At 71.4% G+C, this 17,164-nt stretch carries 15 protein-coding genes; 12 read left to right on the forward strand and 3 right to left on the reverse strand.

What is annotated here, in order from left to right:
- Positions 1–50 precede the first annotated feature (50 nt).
- The gene (locus tag ACIGXE_RS19125) at positions 51–1,442 is read left to right on the forward strand and encodes a glycoside hydrolase family 18 protein (protein ID WP_399748814.1); all 1,392 of its coding nucleotides are present in this window, start codon (positions 51–53) and stop codon (positions 1,440–1,442) included.
- A 352-nt stretch (positions 1,443–1,794) separates the two neighbouring features.
- Here ACIGXE_RS19125 and ACIGXE_RS19130 read toward each other — a convergent pair whose 3' ends face one another.
- Positions 1,795–3,081 carry a DUF4190 domain-containing protein gene (locus ACIGXE_RS19130; protein WP_399748815.1) on the reverse strand — a complete coding sequence of 429 codons (1,287 nt, stop codon included), beginning with the start codon at positions 3,079–3,081 and terminating at the stop codon, positions 1,795–1,797.
- Between the two features lie 83 nt (positions 3,082–3,164).
- Here ACIGXE_RS19130 and ACIGXE_RS19135 point away from each other — a divergent pair, with 83 nt between their 5' ends.
- Positions 3,165–4,328: a serpin family protein gene (locus ACIGXE_RS19135; RefSeq protein WP_399748817.1), complete on the forward strand. Its 1,164-nt coding sequence runs from the start codon at positions 3,165–3,167 to the stop codon at positions 4,326–4,328.
- Between the two features lie 181 nt (positions 4,329–4,509).
- On the opposite strand, the gene ACIGXE_RS19140 is transcribed toward ACIGXE_RS19135, so the two are convergent.
- Positions 4,510–6,084, reverse strand: a complete 1,575-nt coding sequence (locus ACIGXE_RS19140) for a S8 family peptidase (protein ID WP_399748819.1) — start codon at positions 6,082–6,084, stop codon at positions 4,510–4,512.
- Between the two features lie 237 nt (positions 6,085–6,321).
- Here ACIGXE_RS19140 and ACIGXE_RS19145 point away from each other — a divergent pair, with 237 nt between their 5' ends.
- Entirely contained in the window at positions 6,322–7,443 is a 1,122-nt protein-coding gene (locus ACIGXE_RS19145; RefSeq protein WP_399748821.1) for a threonine synthase, read from the forward strand.
- A gap of 9 nt (positions 7,444–7,452) precedes the next feature.
- On the opposite strand, the gene ACIGXE_RS19150 is transcribed toward ACIGXE_RS19145, so the two are convergent.
- Positions 7,453–8,166 (reverse strand): DUF4232 domain-containing protein, encoded by a 714-nt coding sequence (locus tag ACIGXE_RS19150; protein WP_399748823.1) that lies wholly within the window; start codon positions 8,164–8,166, stop codon positions 7,453–7,455.
- A gap of 261 nt (positions 8,167–8,427) precedes the next feature.
- Here ACIGXE_RS19150 and ACIGXE_RS19155 point away from each other — a divergent pair, with 261 nt between their 5' ends.
- From ACIGXE_RS19155 to ACIGXE_RS19195, 9 genes are all read left to right on the forward strand, one after another.
- Complete coding sequence (locus ACIGXE_RS19155) at positions 8,428–9,042, forward strand: antibiotic biosynthesis monooxygenase (RefSeq protein ID WP_399748825.1); 615 nt, start codon at positions 8,428–8,430, stop codon at positions 9,040–9,042.
- A 106-nt stretch (positions 9,043–9,148) separates the two neighbouring features.
- On the forward strand, positions 9,149–9,418 hold the full coding sequence (locus ACIGXE_RS19160; protein ID WP_399748827.1) for a type II toxin-antitoxin system Phd/YefM family antitoxin: 270 nt from the start codon (positions 9,149–9,151) through the stop codon (positions 9,416–9,418).
- The gene (locus ACIGXE_RS19165; RefSeq protein WP_399748829.1) at positions 9,411–9,674 is read left to right on the forward strand and encodes a type II toxin-antitoxin system RelE/ParE family toxin; all 264 of its coding nucleotides are present in this window, start codon (positions 9,411–9,413) and stop codon (positions 9,672–9,674) included. The genes ACIGXE_RS19160 and ACIGXE_RS19165 overlap by 8 nt, the downstream gene beginning before the upstream one ends.
- A 340-nt stretch (positions 9,675–10,014) precedes the next feature.
- A complete protein-coding gene (locus ACIGXE_RS19170; protein WP_399748831.1) occupies positions 10,015–10,401 on the forward strand; it encodes a CPCC family cysteine-rich protein in 387 nt (128 codons plus the stop codon).
- Positions 10,398–11,129 carry a HEAT repeat domain-containing protein gene (locus tag ACIGXE_RS19175; RefSeq protein ID WP_399748833.1) on the forward strand — a complete coding sequence of 244 codons (732 nt, stop codon included), beginning with the start codon at positions 10,398–10,400 and terminating at the stop codon, positions 11,127–11,129. The genes ACIGXE_RS19170 and ACIGXE_RS19175 overlap by 4 nt, the downstream gene beginning before the upstream one ends.
- A 325-nt stretch (positions 11,130–11,454) precedes the next feature.
- The gene (locus ACIGXE_RS19180; RefSeq protein ID WP_399749094.1) at positions 11,455–12,708 is read left to right on the forward strand and encodes a helix-turn-helix domain-containing protein; all 1,254 of its coding nucleotides are present in this window, start codon (positions 11,455–11,457) and stop codon (positions 12,706–12,708) included.
- Positions 12,709–13,018: 310 nt separating this feature from the next.
- Complete coding sequence (locus tag ACIGXE_RS19185; protein WP_399748835.1) at positions 13,019–13,810, forward strand: toll/interleukin-1 receptor domain-containing protein; 792 nt, start codon at positions 13,019–13,021, stop codon at positions 13,808–13,810.
- Entirely contained in the window at positions 13,807–15,789 is a 1,983-nt protein-coding gene (locus ACIGXE_RS19190) for a hypothetical protein (RefSeq protein ID WP_399748837.1), read from the forward strand. Before ACIGXE_RS19185 ends, ACIGXE_RS19190 begins: the two co-directional genes overlap by 4 nt.
- Entirely contained in the window at positions 15,786–17,123 is a 1,338-nt protein-coding gene (locus ACIGXE_RS19195) for a hypothetical protein (protein WP_399748839.1), read from the forward strand. The genes ACIGXE_RS19190 and ACIGXE_RS19195 overlap by 4 nt, the downstream gene beginning before the upstream one ends.
- Positions 17,124–17,164: the final 41 nt, after the last annotated feature.

Raw genomic sequence — 17,164 nt, forward strand, 5'->3', positions numbered from 1 at the left:
CGTTCCTGTCCGCACCGCTCCCTTCCGGCACCCGCACAGGAACGAGCCCCATGCGTCGCAGAACCCTTTCCCGGCTGTCCGTCGCCGCCGTCTCCCTCGGCCTCCTCGCCGCCCTCGCGCCCTCCGCCGGCGCGGCCCCCGGCACCGCGCCCGCCCCCGACCGCGGCCACGAACGCGGCCACGACCGCGCCCCCGACCACGGCCACGCGGCGAAGCCGGCGTACAAGCGCGTCGGCTACTTCACCCAATGGGGCGTCTACGGAAGGAACTTCCAGGTCAAGGACCTGGACACGAGCGGCACCGCGGCCAAGCTGAGCCACGTCAACTACGCCTTCGGCAACATCGGCGCGGACGGCAGGTGCTTCACGGGCAACGTCCCGGGCGAGGCCGACGCCTGGGCCGACTACGTCCGCCCGCTCGACGCGGCCGGCTCCGTCGACGGCGTCGCCGACACCCCGGACCAGCCGCTCGCCGGCAACTTCAACCAGCTGCGCGAGCTCAAGGCCAAGCACCCGGGGCTGAAGGTGATGATCTCGCTGGGCGGTTGGAGCTGGTCCACCCACTTCTCGGACGCGGCCCGCACCCCCGCCTCGCGCAAGGCCCTCGTGGCCTCCTGCATCGACCTCTACATCAAGGGCAACCTGCCGGCCGACGGGGCCCGCGGCGGCGCGGGAGCCGCCGCGGGCCTCTTCGACGGCATCGACATCGACTGGGAGTGGCCCGGCTCCGCGGGTGACACGGACACCGTCTTCCGCCCCGAGGACAAGCAGAACTTCACCGCGCTCGTGCGGGAGTTCCGTACGCAGCTCGACGCGTACGCGCGGTCGCAGAAGAAGCACGGACGCTACGAGCTGTCGGCCTTCGTGCCGACCGCGCCCGCCAAGATCGACGCCGGCTTCGAGGTCCGGAAGATCATGCGGGACCTCGACTTCGTCAATCTCCAGGGCTACGACTTCCACGGCAGCTGGGAGTCCACCACCGCCCAGCAGTCCGCGCTCTTCGCCCCCGAGGGCGACTTCAGCGTCGACCAGACCGTGAACGACTGGCTCCGGCGCGGGGCGCCCGCCCGCAAGCTGGTGGTCGGCATGCCGTTCTACGGCCAGGGCTGGACCGGGGTCACCGGCGGCGGCGACGGCCTCGGCCGGCCCGCCACCGGCGCCGCGCCCGGCACCTGGGCGGCCGGCTCGGAGGACTACAAGGCCCTCAAGAAGCTCGCGGAGGAAGGGAGGTTCACCGTCCACCGCGACCGGAGCAACGGGCACGCCTGGCTCTTCGACGGTACGACCCTGTGGACGTACGACGACCCGAAGGTGCTGCGCGCCAAGTCGGCGTACGTACGGGGCCGGGGGCTCGGCGGCGCCATGTTCTGGTCGCTCGACGGGGACACCCCGGACGGCGAACTGATCACGGCGGTGAACGGCGTCCTGGGCAACCGCGGCTGAGCCCCCACAGGCGCCGCCAAGGACAGCCCTGGCCCGCCACGAGGGCCCACCGCAGGGGCCCACCGCAAGGGCCCACCGCAGGATCCCTTCAACCGACGCCTCACCAGGCGTCCGGACGCCCCTTCAGGCGTCGTCGGCGCCCCTCCAGGCGTCACCCGACGCCCTTCCAGGCGTCACCCGGACCGCGGGCCGAACCCGCCGCCGACGGTCCGGCCGGGTCGGCGGTCGGTCACGGGCCGCCGTTCCCGGCCCCGTCCCCCGGCCCGCAGCCGACGGGGCCGGGTCTCCTTCCGAGACCCGGCCCCGTCGGCCCCCGCTTCGTGCGGCGCGGGCGCGCCCGCTCAGTTCGCGATCAGACCTTCTCGCCGCTGTCCTCCAGCGTCTCGGTGAGCCCGAGCGCCGAGCGCGGCGCGCGCTCGAACTGCGTGGAGAGGGCGTCGTAGGCATCGTCGTACGCGTCCCAGAACGCTTCCGCGTCCTTCGCCGTCGCCAGCTTGTGCCAGGTCAGCGCGGCGGCGTCCAGCTTCGTCGCCAGCTCGCCGACCGGCTTCGCGGAGGCGCCGGACCAGGTGTGCCCGCGCAGGCCCGCGCTCGCCGTGGTGACCGTGTGGTGCACCTTCTGCGCCCAGGCCTTGTTGGCCGCCAGGTCCGCGTCCGCGTCCTCGTCGGGCTCCTCGACCAGGACGTCGTCGATCGGGTTCATGGTCTTGAGGTAGTGCAGCTGGTGGGCGTCGAGCGTGCTCGCGTCGCTGCGCAGGGAGCCGGTGGTCGGCGCCTTCTCGGTGGCGAAGGCGCAGGTCACCGTCCGGTCGCCGGCCCGCCAGCTCTGCTTGCTCGGCAGGTAGTAGTAGGTCACCGCCGACTCCGGGACGGCCCAGGTGTCCAGCGCGTACGCGCTGTTCATCGCGTCGCAGCGCTTCTCGGCGATGCGGTCGATCGCGTCCTCACCGGGCCACGACGAGAAACCGGTGACCTTGAAGCTGCCGGTCGCCTCACCCTCGTGCGGCTTGGTGCACGGGACCGTTTTGACGTCCGTGGTGTACGTCTCCAGCTTGCCGTCGACGCGGAAGCACTCGCCCTTGCGCAGCGAGAACGGCGAGTCGGAGGCGGCCGCCTCGTCGAAGCCCTTCTTGAAGTCCCGCCAGGCGTCGCCGAATCCGCCGCTCACGAGGCCGAGGACGATCATCAGGCAGGCGAGGGAGGAGAGGACGATGCCGGCGATGGCCAGCCCCTGGCCCTTCTGCTGCCGCTTCTTGATCTGGCGCAGGCCGATCAGGCCGAAGACGAGACCGAGGGGCGGCAGGCAGCACACGATGCCGGAGACGAGGGAGGCGACGGCCAGCCCGTTGGTGGTCGGCCGGGGCGCCCCGTAGGGGCCGGGCCCGCCCGGACCGCCGGGTCCGTAGGGGCCGTAGGGCCCGGGCGGCGGCGAGGTGTACGGCCCCGGGGAGACGTACGGGCCGGGGACGGCGCCGTACGGCCCACCGGCCGCGGGCGCCTGGCCCCCCGCAGGTGCCTGGCCCGCCGCGGGCGCCTGACCCCCCGCGGGCGCCTGGCCGGGCGCGGGCCAGCCTGCCGGCGGCGGCTGCGGGGGCTGCTGCGGGGCCGGAGAATCCTGAGGCGGCTGGGACGGGTCCACGAGTACGGTGCTCCTGTTGGGGCGGGAGAGATCAGGAATCGAACGGGCGCGCGCATCGTACGTGGTCCGTGGGTGGGGGCGATATGCGGGTCTCGACGGTTCGGGCGGTCCATCGGCTCGCGGCTCGCTGGGCCGGTGCCCTGCCGTGGGACGGCCGGGACACGGTGCTGTCCGCGACCGGTGTCTGGCCGCTGCTCGCCTTCCTCGCCGACGGCGCGGCGGGCCCGGCCCGTGGCGAGCTGGAGGACGCCCTCGGGCTGCCGGCCGACCGGGCGGCGGAGGCGGCGCGCGAACTGCTCGCCGGGATCACGGCGGTCCGCGGGGTCGCCTCGGCCGTCGGCCTGTGGGCCCGGCAAGGCCTGGAGCTGCGCGCCCCGTGGGTCGCGGGCCTCCCGGACGCGACGCTCGGCCGCTTCACCGGCGACGAGGCGGCCGACCGGAAGGCGCTGGACGCCTGGGCGGCCGAGCGCACCCAGGGCCTGATCCCGTCGATGCCGGTCACCGTGGACGAGGGGACGGAGCTGGTCCTCGCCTCGGCCCAGTCCGTACGCACGACATGGCTGCGCCCCTTCCGGGCGTACGAGACGGAGCCGGAGCGCGGCCCCTGGGCGGGCCGGACGATCTCCTACCTGTACCGGACCACGTCCCTGCTCGACCGGGTCGGCGTGGCCGAGACGGCGGCGGGGCCGCTCACGGTCCTCAAGGTCCTCGGCGACACGGGCGTCGACGTGCACCTGCTCCTCGGCGGCGAGGCGGCGGACGGCGGCACCGTGCTGCGGGCCGGTCTCGACGTCCTCGGGGGCGGGACCCCGGTCGTCACGGGCGACCGGCTGCCGCTCGGCGAGCCGGGCCCGGGCCTGTCCGTCGACACCGTGCCCAGCACCGGCCGCGACCCGTTGCTCACGGTGTCGACGCCGGCCTTCTCGCTCGCCGCCGAGCACGACCTCCTGGCGCACCGCGCGGTCTTCGGTCTGACGTCCGCGAGCGACACCGGCCGGGGGCACTTCCCCGGTGTCGCCGAGGAGCCGCTGGCGATCGGCCAGGCCCGGCAGTCGGCGACCGCCCGTTTCGACGCGGAGGGCTTCGCGGCCGCCTCGGTGACGGGCTTCGCCGCGGCGGCCGGGTGCCCTCCGGTCCGGTACCGGGTGCGCCGGGTCGGTCTCACCGTCGACCGTCCCTTCGGCTTCCTCGCCGTGCACCGCACCTCGCGGCTGGTGCTGACGGCGGGCTGGGTGGCTCAGCCGTGACGGAAGGGGCGGCCGCCGGACCGGCGACCGCCCCTCTCTTACGAACTCACGAGCTCACGTGCTGACGTGCTCACGTGCCCACGTGCTGACGTGCCCACGTGCTGACGTGCCCACGTGCTGACGTGCTGACGTACTGACTCCCGCGCCGGCGAGCACTCACGAGCTCGCCGCCTCCGGGGCGTCAGAACTGCAGCGCCCAGGAGTCGATCTTGCCGGTGTCCAAGGCGGCGTTGTCCGTGACGCGGAGCTTCCAGGTGCCGTTCGCGACCTCCGAGGAGGCGTTGACGGTGTACGTGGTGTTGATGTTGTCCGCGCTGCCGCCGGTGCCGAAGGCCTTCAGCGTGTACGCCGAGCCGTCGGGGGCGATCAGCTGGACCTGGAGGTCACCGATGTAGGTGTGGACGATGTTCACCGGCACCTGGAGCGCGGAGGGGGCGTTGCCCGAGACGCCGCTGACGGTGACCGGGGACTCGACGGTCGCGTTGTCGTTGATCGCGTAGTCCGCGGTGTTCTCGAAGCGCGGGCCGGTGGGCGGGGTGGTGCCGCCGCCCACGTACAGCAGACGGTTCGGGGAGCCGGTGCCCGGGCTGGTGACCACGTTCGGGGTGGCGGCGTTCACGAGGGCCGTGGAGACCTGCGACGGGGTCGCCGTCGGGTTGGCGGCCAGGTAGAGGGCGGCGGCGCCGGCGACGTGCGGGGTGGCCATCGACGTACCGGAGATGGTGTTGGTGGCCGAGTCGCTGGTGTTCCACGACGAGGTGATGGAGGAGCCCGGCGCGAACAGGTCGAGGCCGCTGCCGTAGTTGGAGTAGCTGGCCTTGGCGTCGCTGGACGTCGTCGCGCCGACCGTGATGGCCTCGGCGACGCGGGCGGGCGAGTGGTTGGCCGCGTTGTCGGTCTCGTTGCCGGCGGCGACCGCGTACGTGACGCCGGAGGCGATCGAGCGGCGGACGGCGTCGTCGAGGACGCTGTCGACGCCGCCGCCGAGGCTCATGTTGGCGACGGCCGGCTTCACGGCGTTCTGGGTCACCCAGTCGATGCCGGCGACGACCTGCTCGGTGGTGCCCGAGCCGGAGTTGTCGAGCACGCGGACGCCGACGATCTTCGCCTTCTTGGCCACGCCGTACGAGTTGCCCGCGACGGTGCCGGCGACGTGCGTGCCGTGGCCGTGGCCGTCCTGGGCGGTGTTGTCGTTGTCGATCGCGTCGTAGCCGTACGAGGCCCGGCCGCCGAAGTCGCTGTGGGTGATGCGGACGCCGGTGTCGATGATGTAGGCCGTGACGCCCTGGCCCGCGGTGTCGGGGTAGGTGTAGCTCTGGTTGAGCGGAAGGGCCTTCTGGTCGATCCGGTCGAGGCCCCAGGACGGCGGGGAGGGCTGCGTGCCGTCGATGTGGAAGACGCGGTTCTGGCTGACGGACTCGACGGCCGGGTCGGCGGCGAGCTTCTTGGCCTGCGCCTCGGAGACCTCGACGGAGTAGCCGTTGAGGGCCGCGGTGTACGTGCGCTTGATCTTGGCGCCGAACTTCGTCGCGACGGCCCGCCCCTGGGCGGTCTCCGCCTGGGCGGCGGACTCGCGCAGGGTGACGATGTAGCTGTTGGCGACGGTCCCCTCCGCGCCGGCGTTCAGGATGACGCCTTCGGCGGTGGTCCCGGCGGCGGTGGCCGGGAGGGCGGAGAGGGTGCCGAGCGCGAGGGACGCGACGGCTATGGCACCGGCCGCGGCGAGTCTGCGCCGCGAGTCACGCATCACGGACATGTGAGGGGTCCTCCTCATAGGTGGTGCGCTGCTGTGGGGGTCGTGGAGCTGTGGAGCGGATGGAGCTGTCGAACCGGCAACCTCGATCAAGTCAGGTACATGACAAGACGACAGGGGAAAGCCCCGCCGCCCGCCGTGTCCGACGCCATGTCCGGCCGCCGAGCGAAAGATTGACCGATCCATAGGAATCCCACAAGGGTTCCGGGCGGCACGTAACGCGCCCGCCACACGCCTGCCATGCTGGGGATCATGACCGCCTACGTGTGCCCCCGTTGCCGGACGCACGCCCCCGCGTCCGCCCTCACCTGGCGTTGTCCGAACTGCCGAGGCCCGTGGGACCTCGATTTCACCGCCGCGCCGGTGCCCCTCGCGTCCCTCCCGTCACGTGTGAATTCCTTGTGGCGGTACGCGGAGGCCCTGCCGCTCGCCACCGGAACGCCCCGGGTGACCCTCGGCGAGGGCCGGACGCCGCTGGTCCCGCTCACCGACACGGTTTCGGCCAAACTCGACTTCCTCATGCCGACGCTGTCCTTCAAGGACCGTGGCGCCGTCATGCTCGCCGAGCTGGCGGACCGCCTGCGGCCGCGCACCGTGATCGCCGACAGCGGCGGCAACGCGGGCACGGCGGTCGCCGCGTACTGCGCCCGGGCCGGGCTCGACTGCGCCGTGTACGTACCGGAGGGGACCTCCCCCAAGAAGCTGGAACAGATCCGCGCCCACGGCGCCCGGGCGGTGGTGGTGGCCGGCGACCGGGAGGCGACGGCGCGGACGGCGTACGAGGCGGCGGACGAGCCGGACGTGTTCTACGCCTCGCACGTGTACAACCCGCACTTCCTGCACGGCACGAAGACCTACACGTACGAACTGTGGGAGGACCTCGGCGGCCGGCTCCCGGACACCCTCGTCGTCCCCGTCGGCAACGGAACGCTGCTGCTCGGCGCGGCCCTCGCCGTCGAGGAGCTGTACGCCCACGGGCTCGTCGACCGCCGCCCCGCGCTCGTCGCCGTCCAGGCCGAGGCCGTCTCCCCGCTGGCCGCCGCCTTCCACGCGGGCGCGGACGAGCTGCCGGGCCCGGCGGAGCCGCGCCCCACCCTCGCCGAGGGCATCGCGATCACCAACCCGCCGCGCGCTGCGCAGATCCTGCGGGCGGTGCGCGCGAGCGGCGGCACCTTCCTCACCGTGACGGAGGACCAGATCCGCGCCGCCCAGGTGGACCTGGCACGGCGCGGTCTGTACGTGGAGCCCACGGGCGTGGCCTGCTGGGCGGCCGTACGCGCCACGCCCCGCCCCGGGACGACCGTGGTCCCGCTGTGCGGCGCGGGCGCGAAGACGGGCCTCGCGCCGACACCGGGCCCGTAGGCCCGGTGATCAGAACTCGTCGGCGCCGTTGCGGAGTTCCGGCGTCCAGTAGCCCGTCTTGGCGGCGGCCTCGTCGACGGCAAGACCACCGGCGGGAGCCTTGACGACGACGCTGCCCTCGGCGGGGTCGCCACCGGCGAAGAGGTTCACGTTGAACGAGGTGACGACCTTGTTGTCCTCGTGCGCTCCACCGAGCGCGATCCGGACGTTGGCGTACGCCGGGGCGCCCGGCTCCAGGACGACCGGCGCGGCCGGCTTGCTCTTGGCCACGGCGGGGACGTCCTTGGCGGTCTGGATCTCGCCGAAGGCGATCAGCGGGTAGCCGTCGAGCCGGCAGGCGCGGCCGGAGGTGTTGGTCGCGGTGAGCACGATGTGCTCGGTGGGCGTCTCGTCCACCTTGGCGGCGGTGATCTTCACGTCCTTGTAGGTGCAGGACGCGGCCCGCGACGAGCTCCCCGAACCCTTGGTGCCCTGGGAGTTCTTGGAGGCGTTGGTGGCGGAGCCGCCCCCGGAGCCGCTGCCGCCACCGGCGGCGGCGGTGTCCCCGGCCACCACGGCGGAGGTGGACGCCGAGGCGGAGGCGCTCGGCGCGGAGGCGCTCGAGGAGGTGGGCGCCGCACCCTCGTCCCGGGTCCCGTCGCTCCCGCCGCAGGCGGTGAGGCCCAGCGAGAGGACGGCGATGCCGGCGACGGCCAGGACGGTGTGCTTGCGGTTCGTACGCATGGTGATTCTCCCCCGTTACAAGGTCGGACGGCCCCGAACCCGGTGCCGCCTACACCTTCCCGCCCGCCCTTACCGTCCCGCTTGCGTACGGCTAACGCCCCGCTGTCGCCCGGCGAGGAAGTCGCGTACGGACGACCTCATCACCCTGCCGACGTCACCCGAACGCCCCTGCCGCGTTGCCCCGGGCCCACCCCGGCCGTCGCATGGAGGGTGGGGAAGAACGGTCACTCACCGGGGGCACCGGAAGGCAGGAAGGCCGCTATGTACGTGCGCACCATTTACGCGACGGGGGATCCGGCTCGGCTCGACGAGGTCGCCGAGGTGGTCCGGACCGAAGGGCGCGAGCTCCTCGCGGGGCAGCCGGGCTACCGGGGCATGGGGCTGTTCGTCGACCGCGAGGTCGGCAAACTCCTGGTGGGGTCGTGGTGGGACGACGAGGCGTCCCGCCAGGCCAGCGACGAGAACCTGCGCGAACGGCGGGCCGAGATGATGGCGCCCTTCGCGGTCACCGCGGCGGTCGACAACTGGGAGGCGGCCGTCGCCCGCCGCCGCGAGGACCTCGCCACCGGCGGGGGCTTCCGGCTGGTCCGGCTGGACGTCGCGCCCGGCGACATCGACCTGCTCGTGACGACCTTCCGGGAGACGGTACTGCCCAGGGTCGAGGCGATGCCCGGCTTCAAGGGCATCTCGCTGCTCGTCGACCGCGAGCACGGCCGGGCGGCCGTAGGCGCCCTCTACGCCGACCGCGCGGCCCTCGCGGCCTCCCGCGGCCCGGTCGCGGCGGTCCGCGGCGAGGCCACGGCGAGGGCCCGGGTCACCACCCGCAGCCTGGAGGAGTTCGACACCCTCATCGCCACGGCCGTACCGCACCTCTGACCGCTCTGGGCACTCAGGGCATTCGAAGGCGACGAAGGGCCGGCTCCTGGAGGAGCCGGCCCTTCCGGCGTTGTGTACACATGGGACACTCGGTACGCTTGAGCGCATGACGCAGCCACTGCCCATAGAGTCCATCCGCGATGTCCGGGCGCATCTCGCCGAGGTCGTGGAGCGAGCCGACCGGGACGACGTACCCACCGTCATCACTCGGCGCGGCAAGCAGGTCGCCGCCGTGGTGTCCATCGAGGTGCTGCGCAAATACCAGGAATGGGAAGAGCGCGAGATCAATCGGATCATCGACGAGCGCATGGCCAACCCGGCATCCGGCATCCCGATCGAGGACGTCATGAGGGAGACGCTGGCGCGCAGTGAGTGAGTACCGCACCGTCTTCCGGCCCGAGGCTCAGGCCGAACTCCGCAAGATCCCGCGCGACACGGCTCTCCGCATTCTGGCCAAGCTGACCGAGCTGGAGAAGGATCCGCTGGGGTTCAACACCACCGCCCTCGTCTCCCAGCCCGACCGTCGGCGCCTACGGGTAGGCGACTATCGCGTGATCTACACGCTCGACAACGGCGAGCTGGTGGTGTGGGTGGTACACGTCGGGCATCGCTCCACCGTCCACGACGTCTGAACGTCGCTGACTCCAGGTCGGGACATCCAGCACCGGTCCAGCACGGGATCGCCGAAGGGGGCGGGCTCTCAAGAGCCCGCCCCCCTCGACCTGCATGTTCACCACGTCAGCGACGTGGTGGTTCTTACATCCGCTCAGACGTTGAAGCGGAACGTCTGCCGGCTGACCCTGACCTGCGACGGAACCCCATTCAGGGCTCTGACCTGTGGTTTCCTCGTTGGCGTGCGTGAGCTCCCGACGGCCGTCTACTGGTGTCCTGCGAACTGGCTGCGACTGGCCGGGGGCTCCTAGGCGTCGAAATCCCTGGCCCACAGGCGGGGCCTGCAAGGAGACTGCGCAGGTGAGCGACTCCTACCCTTGTCCCTGCTGCGGGCACCGCGTGCTGGACGCGATGCACGGCTCGTACGAGATCTGCCCCGTCTGCTTCTGGGAGGACGACGGCTTCCAGTTCCGCTGGCCGACCACGCCCGGCGTCGCGAACAAGGTCTCCCTGATCGAGGCCCAGCGGAACCACCAGGACTTCGGCGCCTGCGACGAGCACGGCCGCCGGTACGTCCGCCCGCCGGCCGAGGACGAGCCGCTCGACCCCGCCTGGCGCCCCATCGACCTGACACGGGACTCCTTCGAGGACTGGGCAGCCGAAAACCGCGCCCCGTGGCCCGACGACCACTCGGTGCTCTGCTGGTGGCTGCCCACCTTCTGGCGCCGGGAGCACTCCGCGTCATGACCTCCCACATCAAGACACTCGTCCAGCAGCTCGACGGCAAGGCCGACGAGTCCTACGACGCCCGCGCGGAGCTGATCTGGATCGGCGCCGACGCCATACCCGCCGTCATCAACGGCCTGCCTTCCCTCGGCGGCTTCGGTCAGTTGACCGCCATCGAGGTCTTCGAGGAGGTGGGCGATCCCCGTTGCGGCCCCGCTCTCATCGGCCTGCTGGACAGCGACAACCCGACCGTCCGCGAATGGGCGGCCATCGCCCTGGCGAGCCTTGAGATCGACGGCGCCATCGAGCCCCTGCGCCCCGCCTATCTCGCCTGCCTGGAACGGGCGACCCCACCGGACTGGACCGAGCCCGTCGGCATCCGCTGGGCCCTGACCGAACTCGGCGCCCGCACCCCTGTCGTCCCACCACTCACCGCGCATCTACGTGCCACCGCTGCGGGCGACGCCCCCGGCTGGCCCTCGGCCCACTTCACCGAGATCATCAACGACCTCGCCGACCATGCCCAGGTGATCCTCTACTCCCAGTTCTGGCGCGTGGCCGCCGGCCGCACGTACGGCGTCCCCGGCACCGGCCTGGACTGGGAACTCGACTGGACCGCGCCCTGGGAGCACCTGGTCGAGGAGTCCCGCACCTGGTCCCTACTAGAAGCCTCCGAAGCCCCCACCGGCGACGACATCTTCGTCGCCCCCACCTGGATCGACCGCACCGACCTGCACCCGGAGAGGTGACCGATGCCGTCCCAGCACCCCTCGGTATTCGGCTACAGGCATGGGATCGAGCGCTACGTGACGAGGAAGGACTCAGACCGCCGTGCTAGCGCGGCCAAAGAAATGGGCGGGGAACAACGGAGACCGAAAGAGGCAACAGGCAACGCCGCCGAACCCCGATTCTCCGGGCGTGCGTCGTGCCAGACTCACTCTCGAATGCGAAACGAAACGATGCCGTCACCGCAGGTGTTCACCGTCGGGTTTCGTGTCGCTCGGTGGTCGTCGGAGGACGGCTCCCCGTGAGGGCGGACAGCTCTCGCGGGCACTGTTCAAGGGGAGGTTGACGATGAGCACGACTTTACGTTTCGGCCCGGAACTTCGCCGATTACGAGTGGAGGCGGGGCTGACTCTGACCGAGTTCTCCGTGGCGCTCAACTACGACAAGGGACACCTCAGCAAGGTCGAGCGCGGGGAGCGTTCCGCTTCACCCGAACTGGCCCGGCGGTGCGACGCCTTCCTCGGCGCGGACGGCGAGTTACAGCGCCTGGTCACCCGTCCCGAGACGGACGCGGACTCGGGCCCCGCAGAATCCCCCACCAGTCCGAGCCGCTGGCTCGTCGGACGCCGGGCGGTCCTCTCGGCAGGTACGGGAGCGCTGATCGACCTCGGACTGAAACTCGGCGGTGAGGCACTGTCCTCCACCGACGACCCTCTCCTGCCCTCCTTCCGTATGCAGTTCGACCAGCTTCGGAAGCTCGGCCAGTCCACCCCACCCAGGGTCCTGCTGCCCCTGCTGGAAACGCAGACTCGCATGCTCGCCGGGCTGGCTGCCGACGCCCGGTCCGTTTCTCGGGCCCACGCGCTCCTGCTCGCCTCGCGGTTTGCGGAGTTCACCGGTTGGATGGCTCAGGAGGCCGGGGACAGCGACGCGGCACTCGGCTGGACGGCCGAGGCCGCCGAACTGGCGCGCGCCGGGGGTGACCCGTACCTCGGTTCCTACGCACTGGTGCGACGCGCCCTGGTCACGATGTACGGCGGGGACGCCACTGGCACCGTCGCCCTGGCCCGCCGCGCCCAGAGCAGCGAACTCCCGCTGCGTATCCGGGGACTCGCGGCCCAACGCGAGGCCCAGGGGCACGCGCTAGTCGGCGACGAAGTCGACTGCCTCAGCAGTCTCGACAGGGCCCGGGAACTGCTCGCCAGCGACGACGCCCGAAACGGCGCCGAGCCCGTGATCGGCACCTCCCATGTGAGCGATCCGGTGGCGATGTCGACCGGCTGGTGCCTGCACGACCTCGGCCGCCCCAAGGTCGCCGCCGAGGTACTCGACCGGGAGTACCGCCGCCTCCCGCCGCACGCGCTGCGCACCCGCGCCCGGTACGGCTTCCGCCGGTCCTTGGCCCATGCCGCTTCCGGGGAGGTCGAGCACGCGTGCGCGATCGCCGGGGATCTCCTGGGAATGATGCCGGCCGTTCCGTCGGCGACGGTGAACAGCGACGTTCGGCGTCTCGCACGGGAACTCTCCCGGTTCCGGAGCAGCCGCGCCGTACGTGATTTGCAGCCCGCGCTGGCACGCGTACTTGCCCCTGCGCACGACTGACAGGTTTCACGACCGCCACAGACGTGAGCTGCCCGGCCCGCCGGACTACCACGGACCGGTCTCTCCGGCGCTCCGGATCCGAGGATCCCCGGCGGACCCTCTGATGACCGCTCGATACGTCGCATCGCCCTCCGACTTCTTCTGGCTGCCCGCGACCGGTGACGGACCAGGTGGCGCAACTCCATCCGCACGCCCACCGCGGATGCGCCATGCCGTCACGCGGGCGGGACGTCACTGCACGGGCGAACCGGAGCCCCGGTGCACCGCCCGTGCCCGTTGACCTCGTCTTCCCCTCACGAAGGGAACTTTCATGCCCGAAGTCTTCGTCAACTACCGCACAGGCGATGAGGAGACCGCAGCGACCATGATCGCTCGGGAACTCGCCCGCCGGTTCGGCGACGAGCGAATCTTCTTCGCCAGCAACTCGATCGAGCCCGGACGCCGTTTCCCGGTGGAACTGGTCAGGGCGGTGGAGGAGTGCGAGGCTCTCCTCGCCGTGATCGGTCCGCGCTGGGCGGAGGTGCGGGGCGCCGACGGCCGCCCCGCCTTCGAAGCCGAGCAGGACTGGACCCGTCGCGAGATCCAGACCGCGCTCGACCGCGGGGTCCTGGTGATCCCCGTGCTCGTCGGAAAGGCCACGAGGATCGACCGCACCGTCCTTCCGGACGTTCTGCTGGAGCTGGCGGACTGCCAGTACAGGCGGTTCGACCACCGCAACGCCGAATCGGACCTGACGGCGCTCGGCGACACTCTCGCCCGGCTCCTGCCGGAGCTGGGTGCGGTGGACCGGGACGCTCGTGCGGTGCGGGACCGGACACCGGCGAAGTCCCGCGACAAGCTGGAACGGGACACCGGACACACCAGGATGCGGACGCGTGACGTCAAGCGTGTGCGCGGCGGCATCGGGAATCTCAACGGAGACCTGTCCGGCACCTTCGTCAACGAGCCGCAGGGGCCTGTGAACACCGGTCGGGGTCATCAGTACAACGCACCTCACTTCGAGGGCGACAACACCGGGGTCCAGTTCACGGCGGGCGACAACAGCGCGACGGTCCACCAGCGCTTCGAGCGCGAGCACCGGCACTCGGACGACGGACGATGACCGAGCAGGACCGCGTCACCGTCAATGATCCGCGCGGCCCGGTGAACAACGGTGCGGGGCACCAGTACGTCTTCTACGGCGTCGGCGCGGACTGGATGATCCGGAAAGGGGTCGAGTCCCTCCGGATCACCCGCGAGGACCGGGTGCGTCTCGCCGATCGGTTCGTTCCACCGGTGGGCTACCGCGTTGCCGCCGACCATCTGGAGAAGCCCGGATCGGTGGTAATGCTGGAAGGGCCACCCGGCAGCGGCCGCCGCGCCGCAGCGATCATGCTGCTGCACGGGTTCGGAGAGGACCGGGGCGCCGCGGAGGAGGGGGTCCGCTTCGAGGAGCTTCCCATCAAAGGCAAGGACGAGAGTCCCCTGGCCCCCGGCATGGGGGACCGTTTCCTCCTCGACCTCTCCGGAATCGCCGATGAGGAGATGTACGACGAGGCCCAGCGCCGCCTGGCCGTGCGCCGATCACAGGTTCAGGAGGCGGGGGCCCACATGGTCGTCATCCTGCCGTCGGGCATGGAGCACGCCCACCCACCGGACCTGGAATCGCACATGGTGAGGCTTGGACGCCCCAGGGGCATCGCCGTCATCACCCGGTACCTCCGCATGGACCGGATGCTCTTCCGCCCTGCGGACCTGGGGAGCACCGACCTCCAGCACCTGTGCGACCGCTCCCCCATGCGGGAACTGGCGCGGCTCGCGGGGCTGGCGAAGGCCGCTCGCGACAGCGGCCGGTTCGGCGCCGACTTCACGGGATGGCTCGACCAGGCGATGCACGCGGTGACCGACCGTGCCGGCGAGGTGGGTCGACAGGTGGCCGCGGTCCGCACCGCGCCCGAGCGGGCCCTGCTGCTTGCGACGGCGATGTTCGAGGAGGCCCACGCCGACATCGTTTACGAGGCGTGGCACAGTCTGATGGAGACGGTGAAGCACGAAGAGGAGGCGACGACCGAGCTCGCTCGGACGGATTTCGGAGAGCGGCTGGCTGAGCTCGGGATCGAGCGGGATCCGGACGGACGCCTCCGCTTCGAACGGCTGGCCTACGCCGACGCGGTTCGGACGTACTTCTGGGCGAACTTCCCCGGGATACGCGACGACCTCAGGAACTGGATCGACAGCGCCGCTGGGCTGCGCGGTCTGACCACCAACGACCGGGTGAACATCGTCATCCGCTTCGGTGAGCGAGCCCTGGCCGTCGGGCGGCCCGACCACCTCTTCGACCTCGTGGAGCGCTGGGCGGACCGCGCGACCGGAACGGCGCCCTGCGACCTGCGAGCAGTAGCGGCCCTCGAACTCGGTCTCGGCCACGAGAGGTTCGGGGCATGGTTCCGCAAGCGGATGTACGAGTGCGTCTCGAGACCCGGCTCCTTGCCGGACGGTCTCGCCCGGGTCCTGACCACAGCTTGCGTCCAGAGCCTCAGCACGACTCACCCGGATCAGGCAGTGGTACGGCTGCACTACCTCGCAGTAGGAAAGGGGGAGGCGGCGCGCGAGGCCCGGGAAGCGCTTCTCGACCTCGTCGGCCGCGACCGTCGGCTCTACCGACTGTTGATCGACCGCTTGCGGGACCGGGCGGGTCGGGAGCCGCACGAGGCAGAGCCCCATCTCCAGCTGCTTACAGTGCTGTTGAGAAGCGACCGGGCGCCTGACCCGCCGGCGTGGCCGGACCTGTTCCTCGGCTGGGAGGCGGTGTTCTCCCAGCCGCCGACGGAGCTCTGGAACCCGTTGGTGAGCAGCTGGCTGAACACTGTGGCGGGCGACAGCACACGGAAGATGGCGCTGGACGTGATGGTTGAGGCGACGCGCGGCCGCGCAGCCGCCCTCCACCGCCTCTACACCATCACCTGCGGCTGGGCTGGGTCCGCGCGCCACCCGTCCCGGGCAGCGGTCGCTGCCCTTTTCTGGCAGTACATCGACCACGTGCAGTACGGCCGCACGGAGCGTGCGGACGCCGGACCACGGACCACGGAAGAGGCACGATGAGACACCGTCTTCCCCGCTTGTTGTTCGTCGCTCTCTGCGGCCTAGCACCGGCTCTGCTCGGAAACCTCCTGCACTGGTCGGCGTGGCTGTGGGGCTTCATGTCCATGGTGACGGCCTCAGGCTCCCTGCTGCTCGTGATGACGGTTCTCAGCAGTGGCCGGGCGTCGGCCGACCCGTCCGAGTCTGGGGAACCCGAGCCGCCCTCAGTGCCGGTGGAGCAGCCGTACCAGGAAACACGGGTGATCGACGCGGTGCTGCCGAGCGCGACGGACGGCTACGACTTCCTCTTCTCCGCCACCGTGTGGTGGAAGCCTGTTCCCGACCACGCCGGCCGATCCCACGACGCCTCCCCGGCCCTCGCCGCCGCCTCGGTCGTGAGCCGGGCCCGGGAGGTCGTCCGCCACGAGGAACCCGGCCGGGCGAGCTTCGCGCAGTATCTTCTGGACGGGGAGTTGGGCGTCCCGCTCCCGGACCGGAACCAACGGGTGAAAGCTCTGGCGGCCGATGTGACCCTGACCCTCGCTCCCGCCGACCGCGAGCGCCTGCGGAAGCTGAACGATCTTCGCAAGGACGAGGAGATCTGGGAGTACGAGCGCCAGCGCGAGCGCAACAAGCGGCGCTACCTCAGCAACGACGTGCTCAAGAGTGCGGGCAGCGCGGTGGTGTGGTGGCTGGCTCGCCACGAGGACGAGATCGAGAAGGCGGTCCACATGATCGGCCCGCTCGCCCAGATCGCCGCGGCGGCCAACGACGAGGAGGTGCCCGAGCTCTTCCGCCACCTGCTCGTTCCGCCCGTGGGAGCGCGGAGCGAGGCGACCGTCGGAGGACCGCCGTGGGACGAGAGTGGCCTCGGAGGGGAGATGCTCGGCCGCGAGGAGGAAGTGGGGGTCCCGGATCGGCTGCGTCTGTTGCTGACCGCTGCGGGCCTCAAGCCGGACATGGACGGGTACACGGTGTTCGTACACCGTGTGATGCGATTCCTCAAGGCGGAGGGGCTGGACCAGGCCTCCGACGAGATCAGGCGGGCTTTTGGCCTGGCCCCCCACGAGGGGCCAGAGGGCGACCCTTCTGGCGAGGGGGACACCACGGCACCCTGGCCGCCCGGCTCCCCAACCCACGAAGGCCCGCCTTTCGCCGACACGCCTGCGCACCCGGATGCCGACCGGGGCGCGGACACGTTCACGCCCTGGACGGCGGAGAGCAGGGCAAACGACAGGAACAGAGCCCACTGGGAGACGGGCGAAGACGACCTGACGTCTCCACACCTGTGGGCCCCCTCCCACCGCCCGCACCGGCCCGCCGAACCCCGCACGCGAGACGAGGAGGGGAACTGATCCGATAGAGGGTCGGCGGCCATGATGCTGAACATCTACAC

The sequence above is a fragment of the Streptomyces sp. NPDC053431 genome (genome assembly GCF_044544925.1).
Classification (GTDB): domain Bacteria; phylum Actinomycetota; class Actinomycetes; order Streptomycetales; family Streptomycetaceae; genus Streptomyces.